The sequence below is a fragment of the Streptomyces sp. NPDC045968 genome, from assembly GCF_056430475.1.
Genome location: NZ_JBWKLF010000002.1, coordinates 278,303 through 294,937, shown reverse-complemented (window position 1 = coordinate 294,937; position 16,635 = coordinate 278,303). Strand labels below are relative to the sequence as shown.

At 69.3% G+C, this 16,635-nt stretch carries 13 protein-coding genes and 2 pseudogenes; 5 read left to right on the top strand and 10 right to left on the bottom strand.

All coding sequences use genetic code 11. The annotated features are described in order from the left end of the window. Positions 1 to 53 precede the first annotated feature (53 nt). Positions 54 to 911: pseudogene (locus tag AC07FA_RS07045) on the top strand (family 43 glycosylhydrolase); the annotation flags it as partial. 112 nt (positions 912 to 1,023) lie between these two features. On the opposite strand, the gene AC07FA_RS07040 reads toward AC07FA_RS07045, so the two are convergent. Continuing rightward, entirely contained in the window at positions 1,024 to 1,779 is a 756-nt protein-coding gene (locus AC07FA_RS07040; RefSeq protein WP_479073682.1) for an acetoacetate decarboxylase, read from the bottom strand. A gap of 132 nt (positions 1,780 to 1,911) precedes the next feature. On the opposite strand from AC07FA_RS07040, the gene AC07FA_RS07035 reads away from it, so the two are divergent. Both AC07FA_RS07035 and AC07FA_RS07030 read left to right on the top strand, forming a co-directional pair. Further along, positions 1,912 to 2,787: a 3-hydroxyacyl-CoA dehydrogenase family protein gene (locus tag AC07FA_RS07035; protein WP_479073681.1), complete on the top strand. Its 876-nt coding sequence runs from the start codon at positions 1,912 to 1,914 to the stop codon at positions 2,785 to 2,787. 33 nt (positions 2,788 to 2,820) lie between these two features. Then, positions 2,821 to 3,453 carry a TetR/AcrR family transcriptional regulator gene (locus AC07FA_RS07030; protein WP_479073680.1) on the top strand — a complete coding sequence of 211 codons (633 nt, stop codon included), beginning with the start codon at positions 2,821 to 2,823 and terminating at the stop codon, positions 3,451 to 3,453. A gap of 129 nt (positions 3,454 to 3,582) precedes the next feature. Here AC07FA_RS07030 and AC07FA_RS07025 read toward each other — a convergent pair whose 3' ends face one another. The 3 genes from AC07FA_RS07025 to AC07FA_RS07015 all read right to left on the bottom strand — a co-directional run bounded on the left by AC07FA_RS07025 (position 3,583) and on the right by AC07FA_RS07015 (position 6,963). Continuing rightward, positions 3,583 to 4,917 carry an ABC transporter substrate-binding protein gene (locus AC07FA_RS07025; RefSeq protein WP_479073679.1) on the bottom strand — a complete coding sequence of 445 codons (1,335 nt, stop codon included), beginning with the start codon at positions 4,915 to 4,917 and terminating at the stop codon, positions 3,583 to 3,585. 123 nt (positions 4,918 to 5,040) lie between these two features. Next, entirely contained in the window at positions 5,041 to 6,033 is a 993-nt protein-coding gene (locus AC07FA_RS07020) for a carbohydrate ABC transporter permease (protein ID WP_479073678.1), read from the bottom strand. A gap of 3 nt (positions 6,034 to 6,036) precedes the next feature. Beyond that, on the bottom strand, positions 6,037 to 6,963 hold the full coding sequence (locus AC07FA_RS07015) for a carbohydrate ABC transporter permease (RefSeq protein ID WP_479073677.1): 927 nt from the start codon (positions 6,961 to 6,963) through the stop codon (positions 6,037 to 6,039). A gap of 273 nt (positions 6,964 to 7,236) precedes the next feature. Between AC07FA_RS07015 and AC07FA_RS07010 the strand changes: the two genes are divergently transcribed. Beyond that, positions 7,237 to 8,223, top strand: coding sequence for a LacI family DNA-binding transcriptional regulator (locus tag AC07FA_RS07010; RefSeq protein ID WP_479073676.1), 987 nt, complete (start codon positions 7,237 to 7,239; stop codon positions 8,221 to 8,223). A gap of 116 nt (positions 8,224 to 8,339) precedes the next feature. On the opposite strand, the pseudogene AC07FA_RS07005 reads toward AC07FA_RS07010, so the two are convergent. Together AC07FA_RS07005 and AC07FA_RS07000 are read right to left on the bottom strand one after the other, a co-directional pair. After that, positions 8,340 to 8,570: pseudogene (locus tag AC07FA_RS07005) on the bottom strand (hypothetical protein); the annotation flags it as partial. A gap of 235 nt (positions 8,571 to 8,805) precedes the next feature. Further along, a complete protein-coding gene (locus tag AC07FA_RS07000) occupies positions 8,806 to 9,375 on the bottom strand; it encodes a GNAT family N-acetyltransferase (protein ID WP_479073675.1) in 570 nt (189 codons plus the stop codon). A 968-nt stretch (positions 9,376 to 10,343) separates the two neighbouring features. Here AC07FA_RS07000 and AC07FA_RS06995 point away from each other — a divergent pair. Continuing rightward, on the top strand, positions 10,344 to 12,722 hold the full coding sequence (locus AC07FA_RS06995; protein ID WP_479073674.1) for an RICIN domain-containing protein: 2,379 nt from the start codon (positions 10,344 to 10,346) through the stop codon (positions 12,720 to 12,722). A gap of 77 nt (positions 12,723 to 12,799) precedes the next feature. On the opposite strand, the gene AC07FA_RS06990 is transcribed toward AC07FA_RS06995, so the two are convergent. The 4 genes from AC07FA_RS06990 to AC07FA_RS06975 all read right to left on the bottom strand — a co-directional run bounded on the left by AC07FA_RS06990 (position 12,800) and on the right by AC07FA_RS06975 (position 16,607). Then, complete coding sequence (locus tag AC07FA_RS06990; RefSeq protein ID WP_479073673.1) at positions 12,800 to 14,554, bottom strand: glycoside hydrolase family 35 protein; 1,755 nt, start codon at positions 14,552 to 14,554, stop codon at positions 12,800 to 12,802. A 374-nt stretch (positions 14,555 to 14,928) separates the two neighbouring features. Then, a complete protein-coding gene (rpsR, locus tag AC07FA_RS06985; protein WP_479073672.1) occupies positions 14,929 to 15,153 on the bottom strand; it encodes a 30S ribosomal protein S18 in 225 nt (74 codons plus the stop codon). Between the two features lie 45 nt (positions 15,154 to 15,198). Continuing rightward, positions 15,199 to 16,353, bottom strand: a complete 1,155-nt coding sequence (locus AC07FA_RS06980; protein WP_479073671.1) for a CobW family GTP-binding protein — start codon at positions 16,351 to 16,353, stop codon at positions 15,199 to 15,201. Beyond that, positions 16,353 to 16,607 (bottom strand): type B 50S ribosomal protein L31, encoded by a 255-nt coding sequence (locus AC07FA_RS06975; RefSeq protein ID WP_479073670.1) that lies wholly within the window; start codon positions 16,605 to 16,607, stop codon positions 16,353 to 16,355. The genes AC07FA_RS06980 and AC07FA_RS06975 overlap by 1 nt, the downstream gene beginning before the upstream one ends. Positions 16,608 to 16,635: the final 28 nt, after the last annotated feature.

Below are 16,635 nucleotides of genomic sequence, written 5' to 3'. Positions count from 1 at the left end.
GGTCCGCGAAGCGACGGGGGCGCCGATGGCTCAACGGCAGCGCGCGCGATGTCTTGACAGTGCCCCCGTCCCATTCCACTCCACTCCTCTCCCTCGTCGCCGCGGTCGGCACCGCCCAGGCCGCCCCGGTGAGCATCGTCAACGCCACACAGTTCACCGACCCGGCCGGCGACCCGGTGCACGCCCACGGCGGAGGGGTCATCAAGGTCGGGCAGTACTACTACTGGTTCGGCGAGAACTGGAACGCCGACAACACGTTCCCGTACGTGTCGGCCTACCGCTCCTCCGACCTCAGGACCTGGGAGTTCCGCAACCATGTGCTGACGGAGGTCAGTGATCCGGAGCTGGACTTCGCCAACATCGAACGGCCGAAGGTCATCTTCAACGAGGCGACCGGCCGGTTCGTCATGTGGATGCACAAGGAGAACGGTTCCGACTACGGCGAGGTCAGGGCCGCCGTCGCGACGTCCGCCACGGTGGACGGTGACTACACCTGGCAAGGAAGCTTCCGGCCGCTCGGCCACATGTCCCGCGACATCACCACCTTTGTCGACACCGACGGCACCGGCTACATGATCTCCGCGGCCAATGAGAACGCGGACCTGCACGTCTACCGCCTGACTGCCGACTACACGGCGGTGGAGTCCCAGGTGCGGAGACTGTGGCCCGGCAACTGGCGTGAGGCGCCAGCGATGTTCAAGTGCAACGGCGTCTACTTCCTGCTCACCATGGACTACTTCTCGAACGTCACGATCGACACCGCCGCCGGAACCGTGACCGGAATGGACGTGACCTGGGAGACACTGACCGCCCGCCACAGCGGCAAGTGCCTCGACGTGGTGAATCAGTCCACCGCTGACGGTGCGGCCCTTGATCAGTGGACCTGCAACGGAGGCCACAACCAGCACTGGAAGCGCACCACCGTCTGACGCCCGTACCCCCTGGCGCACGCCCCCACCACCTCGGGGGCGTGCGCTGCTGCGTGTTCCGGAGCCGGCCGCGCCACGACAGGCGTGGCCATGTCTACCGGGCCACAGGCCGCCGCGGCCCCTCCTGGTCGAGGAGGTAGTCGTGCACCGTCGTCATGGGGGCCAGCGTGAGATCGGTGACGATGTGGCTGGCCGAGACCACCTCCAGCACGGGCAGGTCCGCCAGTGGCGCCATGACGTGCTCGAAGAGTTGCAGTCGGGCCGGGCCGGTCCAGGCGGCCTTGACCGTGAGGTCGGTGATCCGGGTGCGGACCAGCTCGCAGACCCGGCCGGGGACGATCTTCACGGCGTAGGTCGGCGCACCGATCTGCGCGTGGGCCTCGGCCGGGTCGAGCGGCTGCCACTGGTAGGCCATGGTCGCGGTGGCGACCCGCTGGGTGCCGTAGTCGAGGGTGCCGACCAGGGCGCCCTGGTCGGGGAAGAGCGCCGGGCTGCCGATCGTCTTGGGGTAGGCGGAGAGTTCGCGGCCGGCGGCGGTGGCGCCGAAGTGGTTCAGGTGCATCGCGTGCAGGTATTCGCCGTGCTCCTCCCCGTACCGGACCGGGATCACCTGCCCGCACTCCAGGTAGGGGCCGAAGCCCTCGACATCGCCCATCTTCATCACCTCGAACCGCACCAGCGGCTCGTCGCCGAGCTCCAGCGGCTCGGGCACGGCCTCCCGCAGCGCGGCCGGGTCGGTCCGGTAGACGACGTTGAGGTACTCCCGGTCGGTGAACCGGGGGGCGCGAGGGGGATAGACGGGGGTCCGCAGGGGGGTGCTGATGTGGCGGCGGACGTCTTCGGCACGCATGGGGGGCTCTCTCTCCGGCCGGGGGCCTATTTGCATACATCGTGTATCCGATACACCATGTATCCGATGGGTGGTGTCAGGCAAGTCGAACGGCCTCCGGCACCGCGTCCCGCTCCCGAAAGAAGCACAGCCATGACTTTCGTCCTCCCCACCGGCATCACCTCGCGCCCGGTCACGGTGATCGGCGCCGGCACCCTCGGCCGCCGGATCGCCCTGATGTTCGCCACCCGTGGCGGCGAGGTGCGGATCTACGACCCCAACCCGGCCGTCGGTGCCCAGGCCGCCGCCTTCGTCGCCGAGCATGTGGCCGAGGTCGCCGCCAAGGTCGAGGGCGGCCGTCCCGGCACGGCCGTGGCCTGCACCGACGAGACGGCGGCGCTGGCCGGCGCCTGGCTGGTGGTGGAGGCCGTGCCCGAGCGCCTCGACCTGAAGAAGCGGGTCTTCGCCCAGCTCGACAAGGAAGCGGATTCCGACGCGATCCTGGCCAGCAACTCCTCGTCCTACCCGACCAGCCAGTTCATCGACGGCGTGGCCCACCCCGAGCGGGTGGTGAACATGCACTTCTACATGCCGCCGCGGCAGGCCGCCGTCGACCTGATGTCGGACGGTAGGACCGACCGGGAGGTGCTGGACTTCCTGCTCCAGGAGCTTCCCCGGTACGGCGTCCACCCCTTCGAGGCGCGCAAGGAGAGCACGGGCTTCATCTTCAACCGCATCTGGGCCGCCATCAAGCGCGAGTCGCTGGCCGTGGTGGCCGAAGGCGTTGCCACCCCGGGTGACGTGGACCGGATGTGGGAGATCAACATGGGCCTCGACGCCGGGCCGTTCCGGATGATGGACCGGGTCGGCCTGGATGTCGTGCTCGACATCGAGAACCACTACGCCGTCGAGAACCCCCACTTGCCCGAGGGGCCGCGTGAGCTGCTGAAGCGCTACGTGGATGCGGGGCACCTGGGGGCGAAGACGGGGCAGGGGTTCTACGACGACTACCGATCCAGCGGTGCGTAGGCTGATCCGACCCGCCCCCAGGAAAGGCCCCGCGTGCCCAAGACTCCGACCAAGCGTCGCCCCGTGACCCGAGCCGCGCTCATCGACAGCGCGCAGGCCCTGTTCACGGAGCGGGGTTTCCATGCCACATCGATCAGTGACATCGTCGAGCGCGCGGGGCTGACCAGGGGGGCCTTCTACTCCAACTACCGCGACAAGGAGGAACTCTTCCTCGCCCTCTACGACGTGCACACCGACAACCTGCTCGCCGCGTTGCAGGAGGCCGCAGCCGGCCCCACGGCCGGCCCTGACACCCTCGACCGGCTGCTCGCCCGGATCGGCGAGCGGGCTCGTGAGCCGCAGTGGTTCCTCGCCTCCATGGAGTTCACCCTGCACGCGGCCCGCCACCCGGAGCTGGCCGCGGCGCTGGCCGAGCGCGAGGAGCGGCTGGTCGAGGGCCTGGCCGCGCTGCTGACGGCGGCACTGGCCCGACTGGACCGCCGGCCGGTGATCGCTGTGACCGACCTGAGCCGCCTGATGATCTCGCTGTTCGAGGGCCTGGCCGCACTCCGCGCCAGCCACGGCACCCGCGACGACGCCCAGCAACTGCCTGAGCGCGTCGCACCACGCATCCTGCAGGCCCTGACGGAACCGCTGGGGAAGCCCGGCGGTCCGGAGGGCTCTTGAAGATGCTTTCGGTGGAGCCATGGCACCCGGCCCGGTCTGAGACGCACCGCGCCTGAAGGGGCCCGCACACCGGATGGTGCGGGCCCCTTCAGGCGCAACGCGTGTGACGGGCCGGGGAGGCCGGTGGGACTACTTGTTGACGGTGAAACCCTGGTCGGCGCCGTACTTGACACCGGCCTGCTGCCAGGACTTCAGCCCCTCGGCGAGCGAGGTGGACGACACATAGGCCTTGCCCACGGTGTCGTTGAAGACGGAATTCGCGTACACCTGGTAGGGCAGGTAGGACCAGTCGGCGCCGACGTTGCGGGCGGACTCGGAGAAGATCTGGTTGGCCTTCTGGCCGCCGAAGTACGGGAACTCGGTGTCGAGGAACTTCCGCGACTGGAGGTCGGCACGCGTGGCGGGGAAGGCACCCTCGGCGACGCGGGCCGAGGCGCCCTCACCGGTGGTGACGTACTCGGCGAAGGCGTAGGCCAGTTCCTTGTTCTTGGCGGCCTTGGGGACGGCGAGCGAACTGCCGCCGTTCTCGGCGCTCGCCTCGGCGCCCGGCGTCCACTGGGGCAGCGGGGCGACGCGCCAGTCACCGGAGGCGGAGGCGACGCCGGAGGTGAAGTTGGCGGGCATCCACGCGCCTATGGACAGGGTCGCGATGGAGCCGTCCGCGAGGCCCTTGTACCACGCGTCGCTCCATGAGCTGATGGGTGCGACCAGGTCCTCGTCGAGGAGCTTCTGCCAGGTGGAGGTGTACTTCTTGGTGCCCTCGTCGCCGAAGTCGATGGTGACGTCGGTGCCCTGCGTCCTGTAGGGACGGCCGCCCGCCTGCCAGATGAGGCTGGTGGTGGCGCCCGCGTCGCCGGTGTCGTTGGTGATGGAGATCTTGGGGTCCGCCTTGTGCAGGGCGCGGGCGGCCTCCACGTACTCGTCCCACGTCGTGGGCACCTTGATGTGGTGCTTGTCGAAGACCTTCTTGTTGTAGAACAGCGCCATGGGGCCGGAGTCCATGGGCAGGGCGTAGATGGCCTTGTCCTCGGTGACGGCGTTCCACGGGCCGGGGGTGAAGGCCTTGTCGTGGGTGGTCGCGCCGTAGCCGGAGAGATCCTCGACCGTCTTGCCTATGGCGAACTGTCCGAGCGCGTAGTACTCGATCTGTGCCACATCGGGGGCGCCGGATCCTGCGGCGACGGCGTTCTGCAACGCCGTGTACTGCTCGTCCCCGGTGCCGGCGTTGACCAGTTCGACGTCGACCTTCGGGTACTTCTTCTCGAAGTCCGCGGCCGCCTTCTTCAGTGTGGGTTCCCAGGCCCACACCGTGACCTTGCCGCCCTTCTCCAGGGCGGACTTGACGTCCTGGGGGCTGCCCTGCGGGGTGTCCTCGGGCGAAGACCCGCATGCCGTCGCGCCGAGCGTGAGCGCGCAGCCCGCGGCGACCGCGCCGAGGAACCTGCGGGTGGTGTGGGATCTCATGGCGTGTGCTCCTGGTGGTAGTTCGGTGTGAGGAGAAACAAGGGCTGGGGGAAGGCAGGGACGGAGGGGAGGCCGGTGTGGTGGAAGTCAGGTGGGGTGGAAGGCGGTCAGCGCCAGTGAGGTCTACTCCTTGACGCTTCCTGCCGCGAGACCCGACTGCCAGTACCGCTGAAGCAGCAGGAAGACCGCGACGATGGGGATGATCGTCAGCAGGGAGCCGGTGATGACGAGGTCGAAGACGGCGTCTCCGCCGGCGGTCTGCGCCTGGGCGTTCCAGGCGTTGAGGCCGAGGGTGAGGGGGTACCAGTCGGGGTCCTTGATCATGATCAGCGGCAGGAAGTAGTTGTTCCAGGTCGCGACCATGGAGAAGAGCAGCACGGTGACGGTCCCCGGCATCAGCAGTGGCAGCGCGATGCGGAAGAAGGTGCGCAGTTCGCCGGAGCCGTCGATGCGTGCGGCTTCGAGCAGCTCGGTGGGAACAGCCTCGGCCGCGAAGACCCACATCAGATAGAGCCCGAAGGGCGAGACCAGAGACGGGATGATGACGGCCCACGGTGTGTTCGTCAGCCCCATGTTGCTGAACATCAGGAACGTGGGCACCGCGAGGGCGGTTCCCGGGACGGCGACGGCTCCGATGACCACCGCGAACACCGCACGGCGGCCGGGGAAGTCGTACTTCGCCAGTGCGTATCCCCCCAGGACGGCGAGGACGGTGGCGCCACCGGCCCCCGCGGCGACATAGAGGAGCGTGTTCAGCAGCCAGCGGACGAACACCCCGTCTTGATACGACAGGGTCCGGCTGACATTGCTCCAGAGGTCGAAGTCGTCGCTGAACCACAGGCCGAAGGAGTCGAGCAGCCCCTGTTGGTCCTTGGTGGCGTTGATGAAGAGCCAGGCGAGTGGAAGCAGCGTGTATACGAGAACCAGGCCGGCCAGCAGGGTGAGTGACACGCTCGGGCGCGGATTCAAGGGTGTGCGCAGGCGGCTGCCGCGGTGCCCGAAGGAGGCGCGGCCCGTGGCCGTCTTCCGGGAGCCGGCCGGAGGTGTGGGTTCCTGCGGGGGAGGGGCCGCCGAAGCCCTTGTGCCGGTGAATCCGGTGGTGAGGGGGGTGGTCATCGCTCAGCCCTTCCGCATGCCGCGCAGCTGGACCGCGTAGGCGATGATCGCGGTGATGACACCCATCACGATCGCCACGGTGGCCGCGTAGTTGTGCTGCTGGCCCGAGAAGGACAGCGAGTAGGTGTACAGGTTGGGAGTGAAGTCGCTGGTGATCGCGTTCGGCGCGAGCTTCTGCAGGATGCTCGGCTCGTTGAACAGCTGGAAGCTGCCGATGATCGAGAAGATCGTCGCGATCACCACCGCGCTGCGGATGGCGGGCAGCTTCACGGACGTCACGACGCGCCACTCCCCGGCGCCGTCGATCGCGGCCGCCTCGTAGAGCGAGCGGGGGACGACCTTGAGCGCCGAGTAGAAGATCAGCATGTTGTAGCCCACGAACTCCCAGGTCACGATGTTGCCGATGGAGGCCAGCACGAGAGAGGGAGAGAGCGGGTCGGGCAGCGTGATGCCCAGGGCGTCGTTGACATTGCCGACCAGGCCGAACTGAGTGCCGTACATGAAGCCCCAGATGAGGCTCGCCACGACGGCGGGAACCGCATAGGGGAGGAAGATCGCCACACGGAAGAAGGACGCGCCGTACAGCCTGCCGCTGTCGATGGCGAGGGCCGCGAGCAGCGCGATGCCCAGCATGACCGGCACCTGCACCGCCAGGAAGAGGCCTACTCTGACCAGGCCCTCCCAGAAGTGCGGGTCACCGAGGGCGTCGCCGTAGTTGTCGAGGCCGACGAAGGACGTGCCCCCGATGAGCCGGTCCCGGAACAGGCTGAGGTACAGGGCGTAACCGATCGGCGCGAGGAAGACGAGCGCGAAGACCGCGACGAACGGACCGGCGAAGCCCCAGCCCACGAGAGACTGTTTACGTGGACGGAAGCGGAGCCGTTGGCGGGGCGGCGGGGCTGCCGTGGCGCGCGTCGACAGGAGCGTCATGGGTGGGTCCTTGCGTCGGTGACCGATCGGTCCGAAGACGGGGAGCTGGTGACGGGGCCTGGGCCGGAAGAGGCCGGGACCGGGGCTGGTCGATGAGAAATGTTTACGTAATCATCGGTAGCGTGATGGTGACACTCCCGGTGGGGGGCGTCAAGCACGTTACGGTGGTCAATGGGAGGGATTCCGGTGGCGGACAAGAGCACGAGTGGGTCGGTGAATACGGCCGGTGGCGGCGGTCGACGCGGGTTGAGAGGCGGGCCGCGCCGCGTCTCGATGGCGGACGTCGCCCAGCTCGCCGGTGTCTCGTCGCAGACGGTCTCACGTGTTTCGAACGGTGATTCGGCCGTCGTCGACAGCACGCGGGAAAAGGTGCTGGCCGCGATGAAAGAGCTCGGATACCGGCCCAACAGCGCGGCGCGCGCCCTCAAGCGCGGTGACTTCCGCACCATGGGTGTGATCACCATGGGGCTGTCCAGCACCGGCAACGTGCGGACGCTCGAAGCCATCGCCAACTGCGCCTCGCGCGAGGGGTACGCCGTCACGCTGCTCCCGCTGGACGCGCCGACCCAGGACAACGTCAAGGGCGCGTTCACCAGGCTGGACGAGCTCGCCGTGGACGCGGTGGCGCTGATCATGGAGGTGCACCTGCTCGACACGGCCTCCCTGACCCTGCCGCCGCATGTGAAGGTCGTCGTGGTGGACTCGGACTCGTCGGGCCGCTTCCCCGTGGTCGACACGGATCAGCGCCAGGGCGCCCACTCGGCGGTGCGGCATCTGCTGGACCTCGGTCACCGCACCGTGTGGCATGTCGCGGGACCGGAGGAGTCGTTCGCGGCCGGCCACCGTGCCGCGGCCTGGGAGGAGCTCCTGCTCCAGGAGGGCCGCACGGTTCCCCCGCTGCTCAGGGGTGACTGGACCCCGGACGCCGGTTACGAGGCCGGTCTGCGCCTTGCCGACGAGCTGGACTGCACGGCGGTCTTCGTGGCCAACGACCAGATGGCTCTCGGCGTGCTGCGGGCGTTCCACGAGCGTGGCCGACGGGTGCCCGAGGACGTCAGTGTCGTCGGCTTCGACGACATTCCTGACGCGGGCTCGTTCATCCCGCCACTGACGACGGTTCGTCAGGACTTCGCCAAGGTAGGCCAGTTGTGTGTCGACGCCATCCTGCGTGAACTGCGTGGCGAAACCCTGAGGGGTACCACGCTGGTGCCGACCGACCTCGTGGTGCGCAGGAGTACGGCGCGGTACACAGGGGGTTAGCCGCACGGGGGGTGAGGAGCCGGGGCGTGCGCCGCGGTGGGCCCGGCCGGGACGCTTCCCGGGTGGCACGGTGCGGCGCGTTGCCGGCGCGACGGACCGGGCCCTGGTTTCGCGGCCCCGTTTCGCAGGAGTTGGCGGCCGTTCTGGGAGGTCATGATCTGGCCGAAGACGGGTTCGACGATGGCTTTGCGGCGGCTGTAGGGGGCCTTGGCGGGCTTGGTCCGCAGCTCGCGGACCATGCGCTCCTTGGGGGTGCGTCCCCGGGGCACGGGCGGGACCTGTTCGTCGCGGGAGAGTCGGCCGGTGGCCATGAACGTGTCGGTGCCGCATGCGAGTTGGCGCTCTTCGACCAGTTCGGCCACGAATCGGGCCAGATGCCCTTCGGGCAGCCACTCGTCCAGTGACGGCGGCAGCATCAGCATCTGATCGGGGACGAACGCCCGGAAGGTCTTCTTCACCGCAACCGTCGGCGCGGTCTCCGGCTTCACCACCGCCGCCGGATCCACCTCGAACAGGCCATCCCCACCAGACATACCAGGATGCTCCCCGATGGAAGATCACGAACAGGAGGCGGCGTCGAGCTCAATCGCCTGATCGACCGCCAAGATCCGCGGACAGCGCCGCGTAGATGTACTCGCTGCCCCAGCGATCCCCGTCGAGGTCGTTCTCGACCAGGTGTGCCTCCCGGCGCATCCCGAGGCGCTCACAGACCCGCACAGACCCGGTGTTCTCCACATCCAGCCGTGCGTAGAGCCGGTGCACGCCCAGCGTGTCGAAGGCAAACCCGGCCAGCGCCGCGGCCGCCTCGGTCGCGTAGCCGTGCCCCTGGTGGCCTGGGTCGAGCGTCCAGCCGATCTCGGCCTGGGCGGCGCGGGCATCGGCCAGGCGGAGGCTCACCTCGCCAAGGACGCCGGGCTCATCGCGTCGGCAGACAGCGAGCGCCAGCTTGTCCCCGTCGGCGCTCCAGGCCGTCTGCGCCGCGCGCTCGGCGGCAACCTGCTCGCTGCGCTCACGCGTGTGCGCCGGCCGGTACAAGTAGCGCGCCACGCTCGGCAGACTCTGGTAGGCGTACAGGTCGTCGGCGTCGCCGGGAGTGAACAGGCGCAGCGACAACCGGGCCGTGGTCAACGGCAGCAGCGAGGCGACGTCCATGCGGACCTCCGGGACGCGGATGTGGATCAAGTTGCGGACTGATTTTCGCATCACGACTGCCCGGCAGCCACGCCTTTTCAAGAGCAGCGCTCGGCAGCCGCACTTCACCACGAGGCGCGGCATTCCAGGAGTTGTCTACTGACCCACGCTCCCAGTTCGACGTTCTGGTGCTTGTGTGGGCATGTGTGCGACGCCAGGAGCCGTCCGGTCGGCTGCCGCACGAAGGGCCGTCACCTCGGGGCTCCTGGACGGTTCGGCTGTTGTCCTGACCGTACGGGACGCGCGGCGCGCCTACGGGCGCGTGTGGCCAGCGATCTGACGAGTGGTCAGGTCGCGTTCGCCGCAGTGGGCGAATGTTGTGCCCCTCCTTGACAGAGCCCTGAGTCGCTTTCAGACTCTCCTCGGACCGCTCGTGTTTACGTGAACATGAAGGGGTGGCTCGCAAGACGTCACGCGGCGGTCATTTCGGTCAGGGGTGCCGGGAGCTGTCTTCGCTGTGCCGTCCGTACGTGCGCGGCGTATCTCCGCGGGCGCTCATTCACCCGCACGCTCGCCATAGGGTGCGCGCTGCCCGCTGCTCCCGGTGACGAGGAAGGCGATCGTCCGCCGCCGGTCAGCGGTTCGGGCTTGAGTACCTCGCGAACGTCCGGGCTTGTCCCTCGCGTACGACTGCGCGCGGACCGCGCTCTGTCGCGGTGGCAAACGCCCGATGCGAGTGGTGTCCCGGCAGCGGGCGGGCGGCAGTCATCCGCAGGCCCGCTACGGCAGTGCCGACCGGAAGCAGTGTCACGCACACATCCCCCTGACCGGCGCCCCCATGTGCACCAACGCCGTTGTGCCGCAGTTGACTTGCGGGACAGCGGCGCCTCCCCCCGCACACTCACAAGGAGCCGTACGTGTGTCCCTTGCCCCTGTTCTCGGTGCCCCGCCCAAGGCGCCACCCGGGCCTCCGTCGTCGCGGAGCTGCCTTGACCTCCTCAGGTATCGCCGCCGCACTCGTCGTACCCGCACTGACCGCAGCGACCGCGCCGTCCGCCGTCGCGGCGGATACGACCGCCTCCGTGGTGAACGTCCGTCTCGACCCCAGTTATCAGCAGCCGGCGTTCGAGGGCTGGGGCACCGCACTGGCCTGGTTCGCCAATGTCACCGGCGGTTGGCCCGAGGCGCAGCGCGCCCGCCTGGCTGACGCGCTCTACGGGTCCGACGGTCTCGGCTTCACCATCGCCCGCTACAACATCGGCGGCGGTGACAGCCCCGAGACCGTCCCCTACATGCGCGCCGGAGGCGCAGTCCCCGGCCACTGGAACCGACCGGGGCCGGAGAGCCCCGACTGGTGGGACCCAGAGAACCCCACGCACTGGAACCCCCAGGCCGACGCCAATCAGCGCTGGTGGGTGACCGCCGCCAAGGCTCGCGGCGCGGACACCTTCGAGGCGTTCTCCAACTCCGCCCCCTACTTCATGACCAACAGCGGCCTCGTCTCCGGGGCGGTGGACCCGAAGCAGGACAACCTCCGTTCCGACCAGTACGACCGGTTCGCCGCCTACCTCACGGGCGCGCTTCAACGTGTCCAGCAGAACACCGGCGTCGCCTTCGACTCGATCTCCCCGGTCAACGAGCCGAACACCGACTACTGGCGTGCGGGCGGCGGCCAGGAGGGCAGCCACTGGAGTCCCGCATCCCAGGCGCGCATGATCACCACCCTCCGTGCCACCCTCGACGCCAAGGGCATATCCACGCCGATCGCCGCCATGGATGAGACCAACCCGGGCACGTTCCGGGCGAACTGGGAGCAGTACGCCCCCACCGTGCGCGACGCGGTCGGCCGGCTCAACACCCATACCTACGGCACCGGCGGCCGCACCGGAGTGCGGGACATCGCCAAGGGTGAGGACACTGCGCTGTGGATGTCCGAGGTGGACCTCGGCGGCAGCGTCGGACAGAGCTTCACCGACATGAGCCCCGCATTCGACCTGACACGCCGCATCAACGACGACATCAGGGAACTGGAGCCCCGGGCCTGGGTGCTGTGGCAGGCCGTCGAGGACTACCAGAACATGACCCCGGACCACGAGAACTCCAACTGGGGTCTGATCCAGACCGACTTCACCCCCCAGGACGCGGCCACCGAGCCGCTGCGCAAGAACAAGAAGTACTGGGCGATGGCCCAGTACAGCCGCTTCGTGCGCCCCGGCGCCCGCGTCATCAACACCGACGACACCCAGACGCTTGCCGCCCTGCGCCCCGGCGGGCAAGGCGTGGTCGTGGTGCACACCAACCCGAGCGGCGAGGCCAGAGAGGTCGATCTCGATCTCACGGGCTTCCAGACCGTCGGCACCGCGCCTGTGGAGCGCTACACCACCGACGCCGCCCAGAACCTTCGGCGTGGGAGCGACCTGGCCACCTCCGGCAAGAGCCTGAAGGCCACCGTCGGCGCAGGATCCGTCACCACGTTCGTGCTGCCGGGGGTCACCGGCGTGGACACCACGGCCACCACCGCGCCCATCGGGGCTGTGCGGCAGCTCGTGAACGACCACAGCGGGATGGCACTCGCCGTCGGCACGGCCGGTGGCACGAGCGCGCCCGTCCAGCGTGCGTCCGACCCGTCGGACAGCGCGCAGCAGTGGGCCCTCACCAAGGTGGCCCCGACCGACTGGGGCAGCACGGCCGCCTACCGCGTCACCAGCGCCAAGTCGGGCAAGGCACTCTCCGTTTCCGGCGACGCGCTCGTTTTCGCCACGCCCGGTACGTCCACCGCCCAGCAGTGGGTGCGCTCCACCACGGGCGACGGGCACGCCACACTGATCAACAAGGCCACCGGCCTGCTGCTCGACGTCCTGGGTGGGGCCACAGGGGACGGTGCGCCCGTCGGGGTCTACCGGCCGACGACGGGCGCCAACCAGTCCTGGAGCTTCCGTGGTGCGGCCGCCGACGTCTGGCAGCCGTTGACGTTCCGCCACAGCGGAAAGTGCGCCGATGTGACCGGGGGTGCCACGGCCGACGGGGCAGCCGTGGTGCAGTACGCGTGCAACGGCGGAGCCAATCAGCAATGGTCCCTGCGACCCACGGGCAGCGGTCATGTGACCGTGGTCGCCCGGCACAGCGGCAAGTGCCTGGATGTGAGCGGCGGTTCGACCGCGGACGGCGCTGACGTGTTCCAGTACGCCTGCAACGGCGGCCGGAACCAGGAGTGGTCGGTCCGCGAGCTCGCCGACGGCCACGTCTCGTTGGTGGCCCGGCACAGCGCCAAGTGCCTGGGGATCACCGGGGGTGCCCTGGAGAACGGCGCGGTCGTAAGGCAGTACACCTGCGACGGCGGCCCCGGCCAGCAGCTCCGGCGCGGCTGACGAGAGGGCCGGCGCCGAGCTGACGCGAGGGCCGGCACCGACCAGGGTCGGTGCCGGCCCTCCGCATCGGCGGCCACCTACTCGTCGGTGGGCCCCAGATCGGCCGTATCCCGGAGGTCGATGGTCCCGGCACGGGGGGAGGCGTGCAGTTCGAGGACCACGACCTCGTTCACCCCGGCGCGCAGCACCGGAGCGGGGACGTAGAGAGAACGCTGCGGGCCCCGTGACCAGTAGCGTCCGAGAGGGAACCCGTTGATCCACGCATTGCCCTTGATCCATCCGTCCAGGTGGAGGAACGAATCGGCGGTCTCCGTCAGTTCGAACGTACCGCGGTGGAACGTCGGCCCGGTCGCCGTCGACGATGTAGCGGCGGCGAACGGAATCCCGTCGAGCGTCGCCATCGGCAGGGACCGGTTGGTCCAGCCCGCGAGCTCAACGCCGTCCAGGAGAACCGTCCCGGGCAGTCCCTTGCGGTCGTGGATGCCCTGGCCGTAGTTCACGCGTCCCTGGTTCTCCACCAGGATGCTCAGGACGCTGCCGGCGCGGGGCACGGTGAAGGCGAGGGCGGACTCGTGGTTCTCGCGTTCCAGAACGCCGACGGGCTGCCCGCCCACGAACACCTGGGCACGGTCGCGCACCTGCTCCAGTTCGAGCAGAGCGGGGCCCTTCAGGGGGAGCGCGGTTTCGTAGAGGACGAAGCCGAAGTCCTGCTCCATCTCCTCCATGGTGAGAGGGCGCCGTGAAGCGACGGCGGGGGCGAGCGCGCCGGCGTTCGTGAGCAGTGCGGCGCGCTCGGTCAGCGCGATGCCGGGTACGGAGAGCTTGGGGGCGGGTTCCGGTACGGCGTCCGCGGGGACGGGCGCGTACTTGGCGATGACGTCGCGGAACGCGGTGTACTTCTCGGTGGGGTCTCCGGCCTCGTCGAGAGGGGCGTCGTAGTCGTAGGACGTGACCGTGGGACGGTAGGTGTGCTTGTCATTGGCGCCGTTGGTGAAGCCGAAGTTCGTGCCGCCGTGGAACATGTAGAAGTTGACCGATGCCCCGGAGGCGAGCAGTTCGTCGAGTTCGGCCGCGGCCTGATCCGGGTCCCGGACGATGTGGTATCCGCCCCAGCGGTCGAACCACCCGATCCAGAACTCGGTCGTCATCAGCGGCCCCTCCGGCCGCTGCGCGCGCAGGTCGGCGAGGTGCTGCGTGGCGCGGCTGCCGAAATTGGCGGTGGCGAGGACCCCGGGCAGTGAGCCGCGCTCCAGGTCGGCGGGCTGGTCGCAGGTGAACAGCGGGACGTCGACACCGCAGCCGCGCAACGTGCCGGCCAGGTGCTCCAGATAGGCGGTGTCGTCGCCGTAGGCCCCGTACTCGTTCTCCACCTGCACGGCGAGAACCGGTCCGCCGCGCGAGGCGAGGTAGGGACGGAGGGGAGCGAGGAGGCGGGCGAAGTAGTCGTCGACCGCCGCGAGGAATCGGGGGTCCCGCGAACGGAGCCGGATGTCGGGCTCAGCCAGCAGCCAGGACGGCAGACCGCCCCCTTCCCACTCGGCGCAGATGTACGGGCCGGGGCGCAGGAGAACGTACAGCCCCTCGTCGGCGGCGAGTTGGAGGAAGCGTGGCAGGTCCAGCGAGCCGTCCATGTGGAACTGATCCGGCCGCGGCTGATGAAGATTCCAGGGGACATAGGTCTCGACGGTGTTGAGACCCATGAGCCGGGCCTTGCGCAGCCGGTCCGCCCACTGCTCGGGATGGACCCGGAAGTAGTGCAGCCCACCGGAGAGGATCCGGAAGGGTTGGCCGTCGAGCAAGAATCCGGCGTTGTCTATCTGCAGAACGGACATGGGTTGCTGCTCCTGGCTGAAAGGGGAACGCGGCCAGTCGGCGCTCACGAGCATATGTTTACGCAAACATGAGGTAATGGCAAGCCCTTGCCGAGCCGACGGGCGAGGTGCGCGTGCCCGGCCTTGGGCCACCGGTCCTTAGCAGCCAGGGGTGACGCGCGTCGGCGCCCGGCCGGGTCCGCTGGTGGGAACGCGCCTGCCTGTGCTCCAGGGGCCGCGGCGCCGACAGAACCCCGACGAGCACGTCGCCGAGCAGCGGTAGCCACGGCCCGCGCAGCCTCCACCACGCCGCGGACCCGAACGCGGGACCCGCCAGGCCTTCCTGCGCTCCGCTCCGGAGCGGCCTGTGAGGATTTCTCACCCCGTGGGGAGTTCTACGGCAGAAGGGCCATCTCCCGTGCGTTCTTGATCGCGACGGCGATCCGACGCTGCTGTTGTGCACTGATCCGCGTGACCCGGCGACTGCGGATCTTGCCTCGGTCGGAGATGAACCTCCGCAGCAGGTCGGTGTCCTTGTAGTCGATGTACGTGATCTTGGCGGCGTCGAGCGGGTTCGGGCGGGCCTTCAGGGGCTTGTGGGGGACGGGTCGGCGTGGCATCGGTTCTCCTCAGAAGTCATGGGGGCGGTTCGGAATGGCGTGCGGTCAGCGGACCGGGTCGAGGAGAGAGTCGAAGGCGCGGGGCAGGCTCTTCCACGCCTCGCGTCCGGCCTCGTACTCGTCGTCGGTGAGCAGACAGGAGTCCAGCAACGCCGTGAGGCCGTCGCGGTCGAGCCCGGGGGAGACGAAGACCAGGTGCTGGCAACAGTCGCCGTGCGCGGGGTGCCAGTCGAGTGCGGCGGCCGCTTGCCGGAAGGGCGGCACCATGTCCCAGGCGGCGTCCGGCAGCGAGGCGAGCCAGGGGCCGGTGTTCTCGACGCAGAGTGCGCCGCCGGCGGCGTCCCAGGACAGCAGGGTGTCGGGCCGGTCGGCGAGCCAGAAGCGGCCCCTGCTGCGCGCTGCCGCACAGCTCAGGTCCTCCAGCGCCGCGTACAGGCGCTCGGGGTGGAAGGGACGGTGCCTGCGCCACACGAGGGTGCTCACCCCTGCCTCGTCCGCGTCCTGCGGGAGCAGCGCGCAGGCGGGGTGCTGGGCGGCACCGGCTGCCTCCACGTCGAACCCGGCCAGGGCGAGCGCCGTCAGGGCGTCCGATCCCGCTGCCGCCTGCCGGGCCGTGGGATGCAGTTGTCCGATCAACGCACGGTCCTCGTCGTCGGCTTCTCCGCTGTCGACGAGGGCGATGACGGACGCGTACTCCAACTGGCGGGCCCAGGTGTCCCCGACGGTGCGCTGATCGTTTGCCGCCGCGGCCAGCCCGGCCTCCGCGAGATCGTCGCCGTTGGCGAGACAGGGCAGGACGAGCGCGGGGTCGACTGCGGTGACCACACTCGTCACCTCGGCCCACCCTTCCGCGTGGACGGCGATCACCTCGGCCATGGCCTTCGGCTCGACGGAGTCCCAGAGTTCGAGGACGGCGAGCGCGGTGAGTCCGCCGGCCGCGAGCCGTTCCAGTTCCGGGATCACGTCCTCACGCAGCGCGCAGCAGGCGCAGTCGTTGACGAGGGGCACCTCGCCGCCGGACTGTTCGCCCGACAGGTCGCGGACGGTCCGGCGCACGGTTCCCTCGCCCGCTGTCGTCAGATCGTGGTGCAGCGCGACGCTGTGAGGAACACCCCTGAGCAGTCCCTCCACCACCTCGCGACGGGCATCGGAGTGCAGTCCGCCGACGATGACGACGGGCAGCTTCTGGTTGTGCCCCATCACCGGCCCTCGCGGCTGCCGTAGCGGCGCTCGAAGCGCTCCACGCGGCCGGCGGTGTCCAGGACCCGGGCGGTGCCGGTGTAGAAGGGGTGGCTCGCGGAGGAGATCTCCACGTCGACGACCGGGTAGGTGTTGCCGTCCTCCCATGTGACCGTGCGCTCGCTGGTGAGAGTCGAGCGGGTGAGGAAGGCGAAGTCTGCGGCCTTGTCGCGGAAGACGACGGGGCCGTACGAGGGGTGGATTCCGGGCTTCATGGCGGTGTCCTTGGGTCGGGATCGGGAT

Excerpts from the sequence above, each read along its gene's own strand:
- AC07FA_RS07040 (WP_479073682.1), bottom strand. The coding sequence starts at position 1,779 with ATGCGTGCCGAAGACGTCCGCCGCCACATCAGCACCCCCCTGCGGACC.
- AC07FA_RS07035 (WP_479073681.1), top strand. The coding sequence starts at position 1,912 with ATGACTTTCGTCCTCCCCACCGGCATCACCTCGCGCCCGGTCACGGTG.
- AC07FA_RS07025 (WP_479073679.1), bottom strand. The coding sequence starts at position 4,917 with ATGAGATCCCACACCACCCGCAGGTTCCTCGGCGCGGTCGCCGCGGGC.
- AC07FA_RS07020 (WP_479073678.1), bottom strand. The coding sequence starts at position 6,033 with ATGACCACCCCCCTCACCACCGGATTCACCGGCACAAGGGCTTCGGCG.
- AC07FA_RS07015 (WP_479073677.1), bottom strand. The coding sequence starts at position 6,963 with ATGACGCTCCTGTCGACGCGCGCCACGGCAGCCCCGCCGCCCCGCCAA.
- AC07FA_RS07010 (WP_479073676.1), top strand. The coding sequence starts at position 7,237 with ATGGCGGACGTCGCCCAGCTCGCCGGTGTCTCGTCGCAGACGGTCTCA.
- AC07FA_RS07000 (WP_479073675.1), bottom strand. The coding sequence starts at position 9,375 with ATGGACGTCGCCTCGCTGCTGCCGTTGACCACGGCCCGGTTGTCGCTG.
- AC07FA_RS06990 (WP_479073673.1), bottom strand. The coding sequence starts at position 14,554 with ATGTCCGTTCTGCAGATAGACAACGCCGGATTCTTGCTCGACGGCCAA.
- rpsR (WP_479073672.1), bottom strand. The coding sequence starts at position 15,153 with ATGCCACGCCGACCCGTCCCCCACAAGCCCCTGAAGGCCCGCCCGAAC.
- AC07FA_RS06980 (WP_479073671.1), bottom strand. The coding sequence starts at position 16,353 with ATGGGGCACAACCAGAAGCTGCCCGTCGTCATCGTCGGCGGACTGCAC.
- AC07FA_RS06975 (WP_479073670.1), bottom strand. The coding sequence starts at position 16,607 with ATGAAGCCCGGAATCCACCCCTCGTACGGCCCCGTCGTCTTCCGCGAC.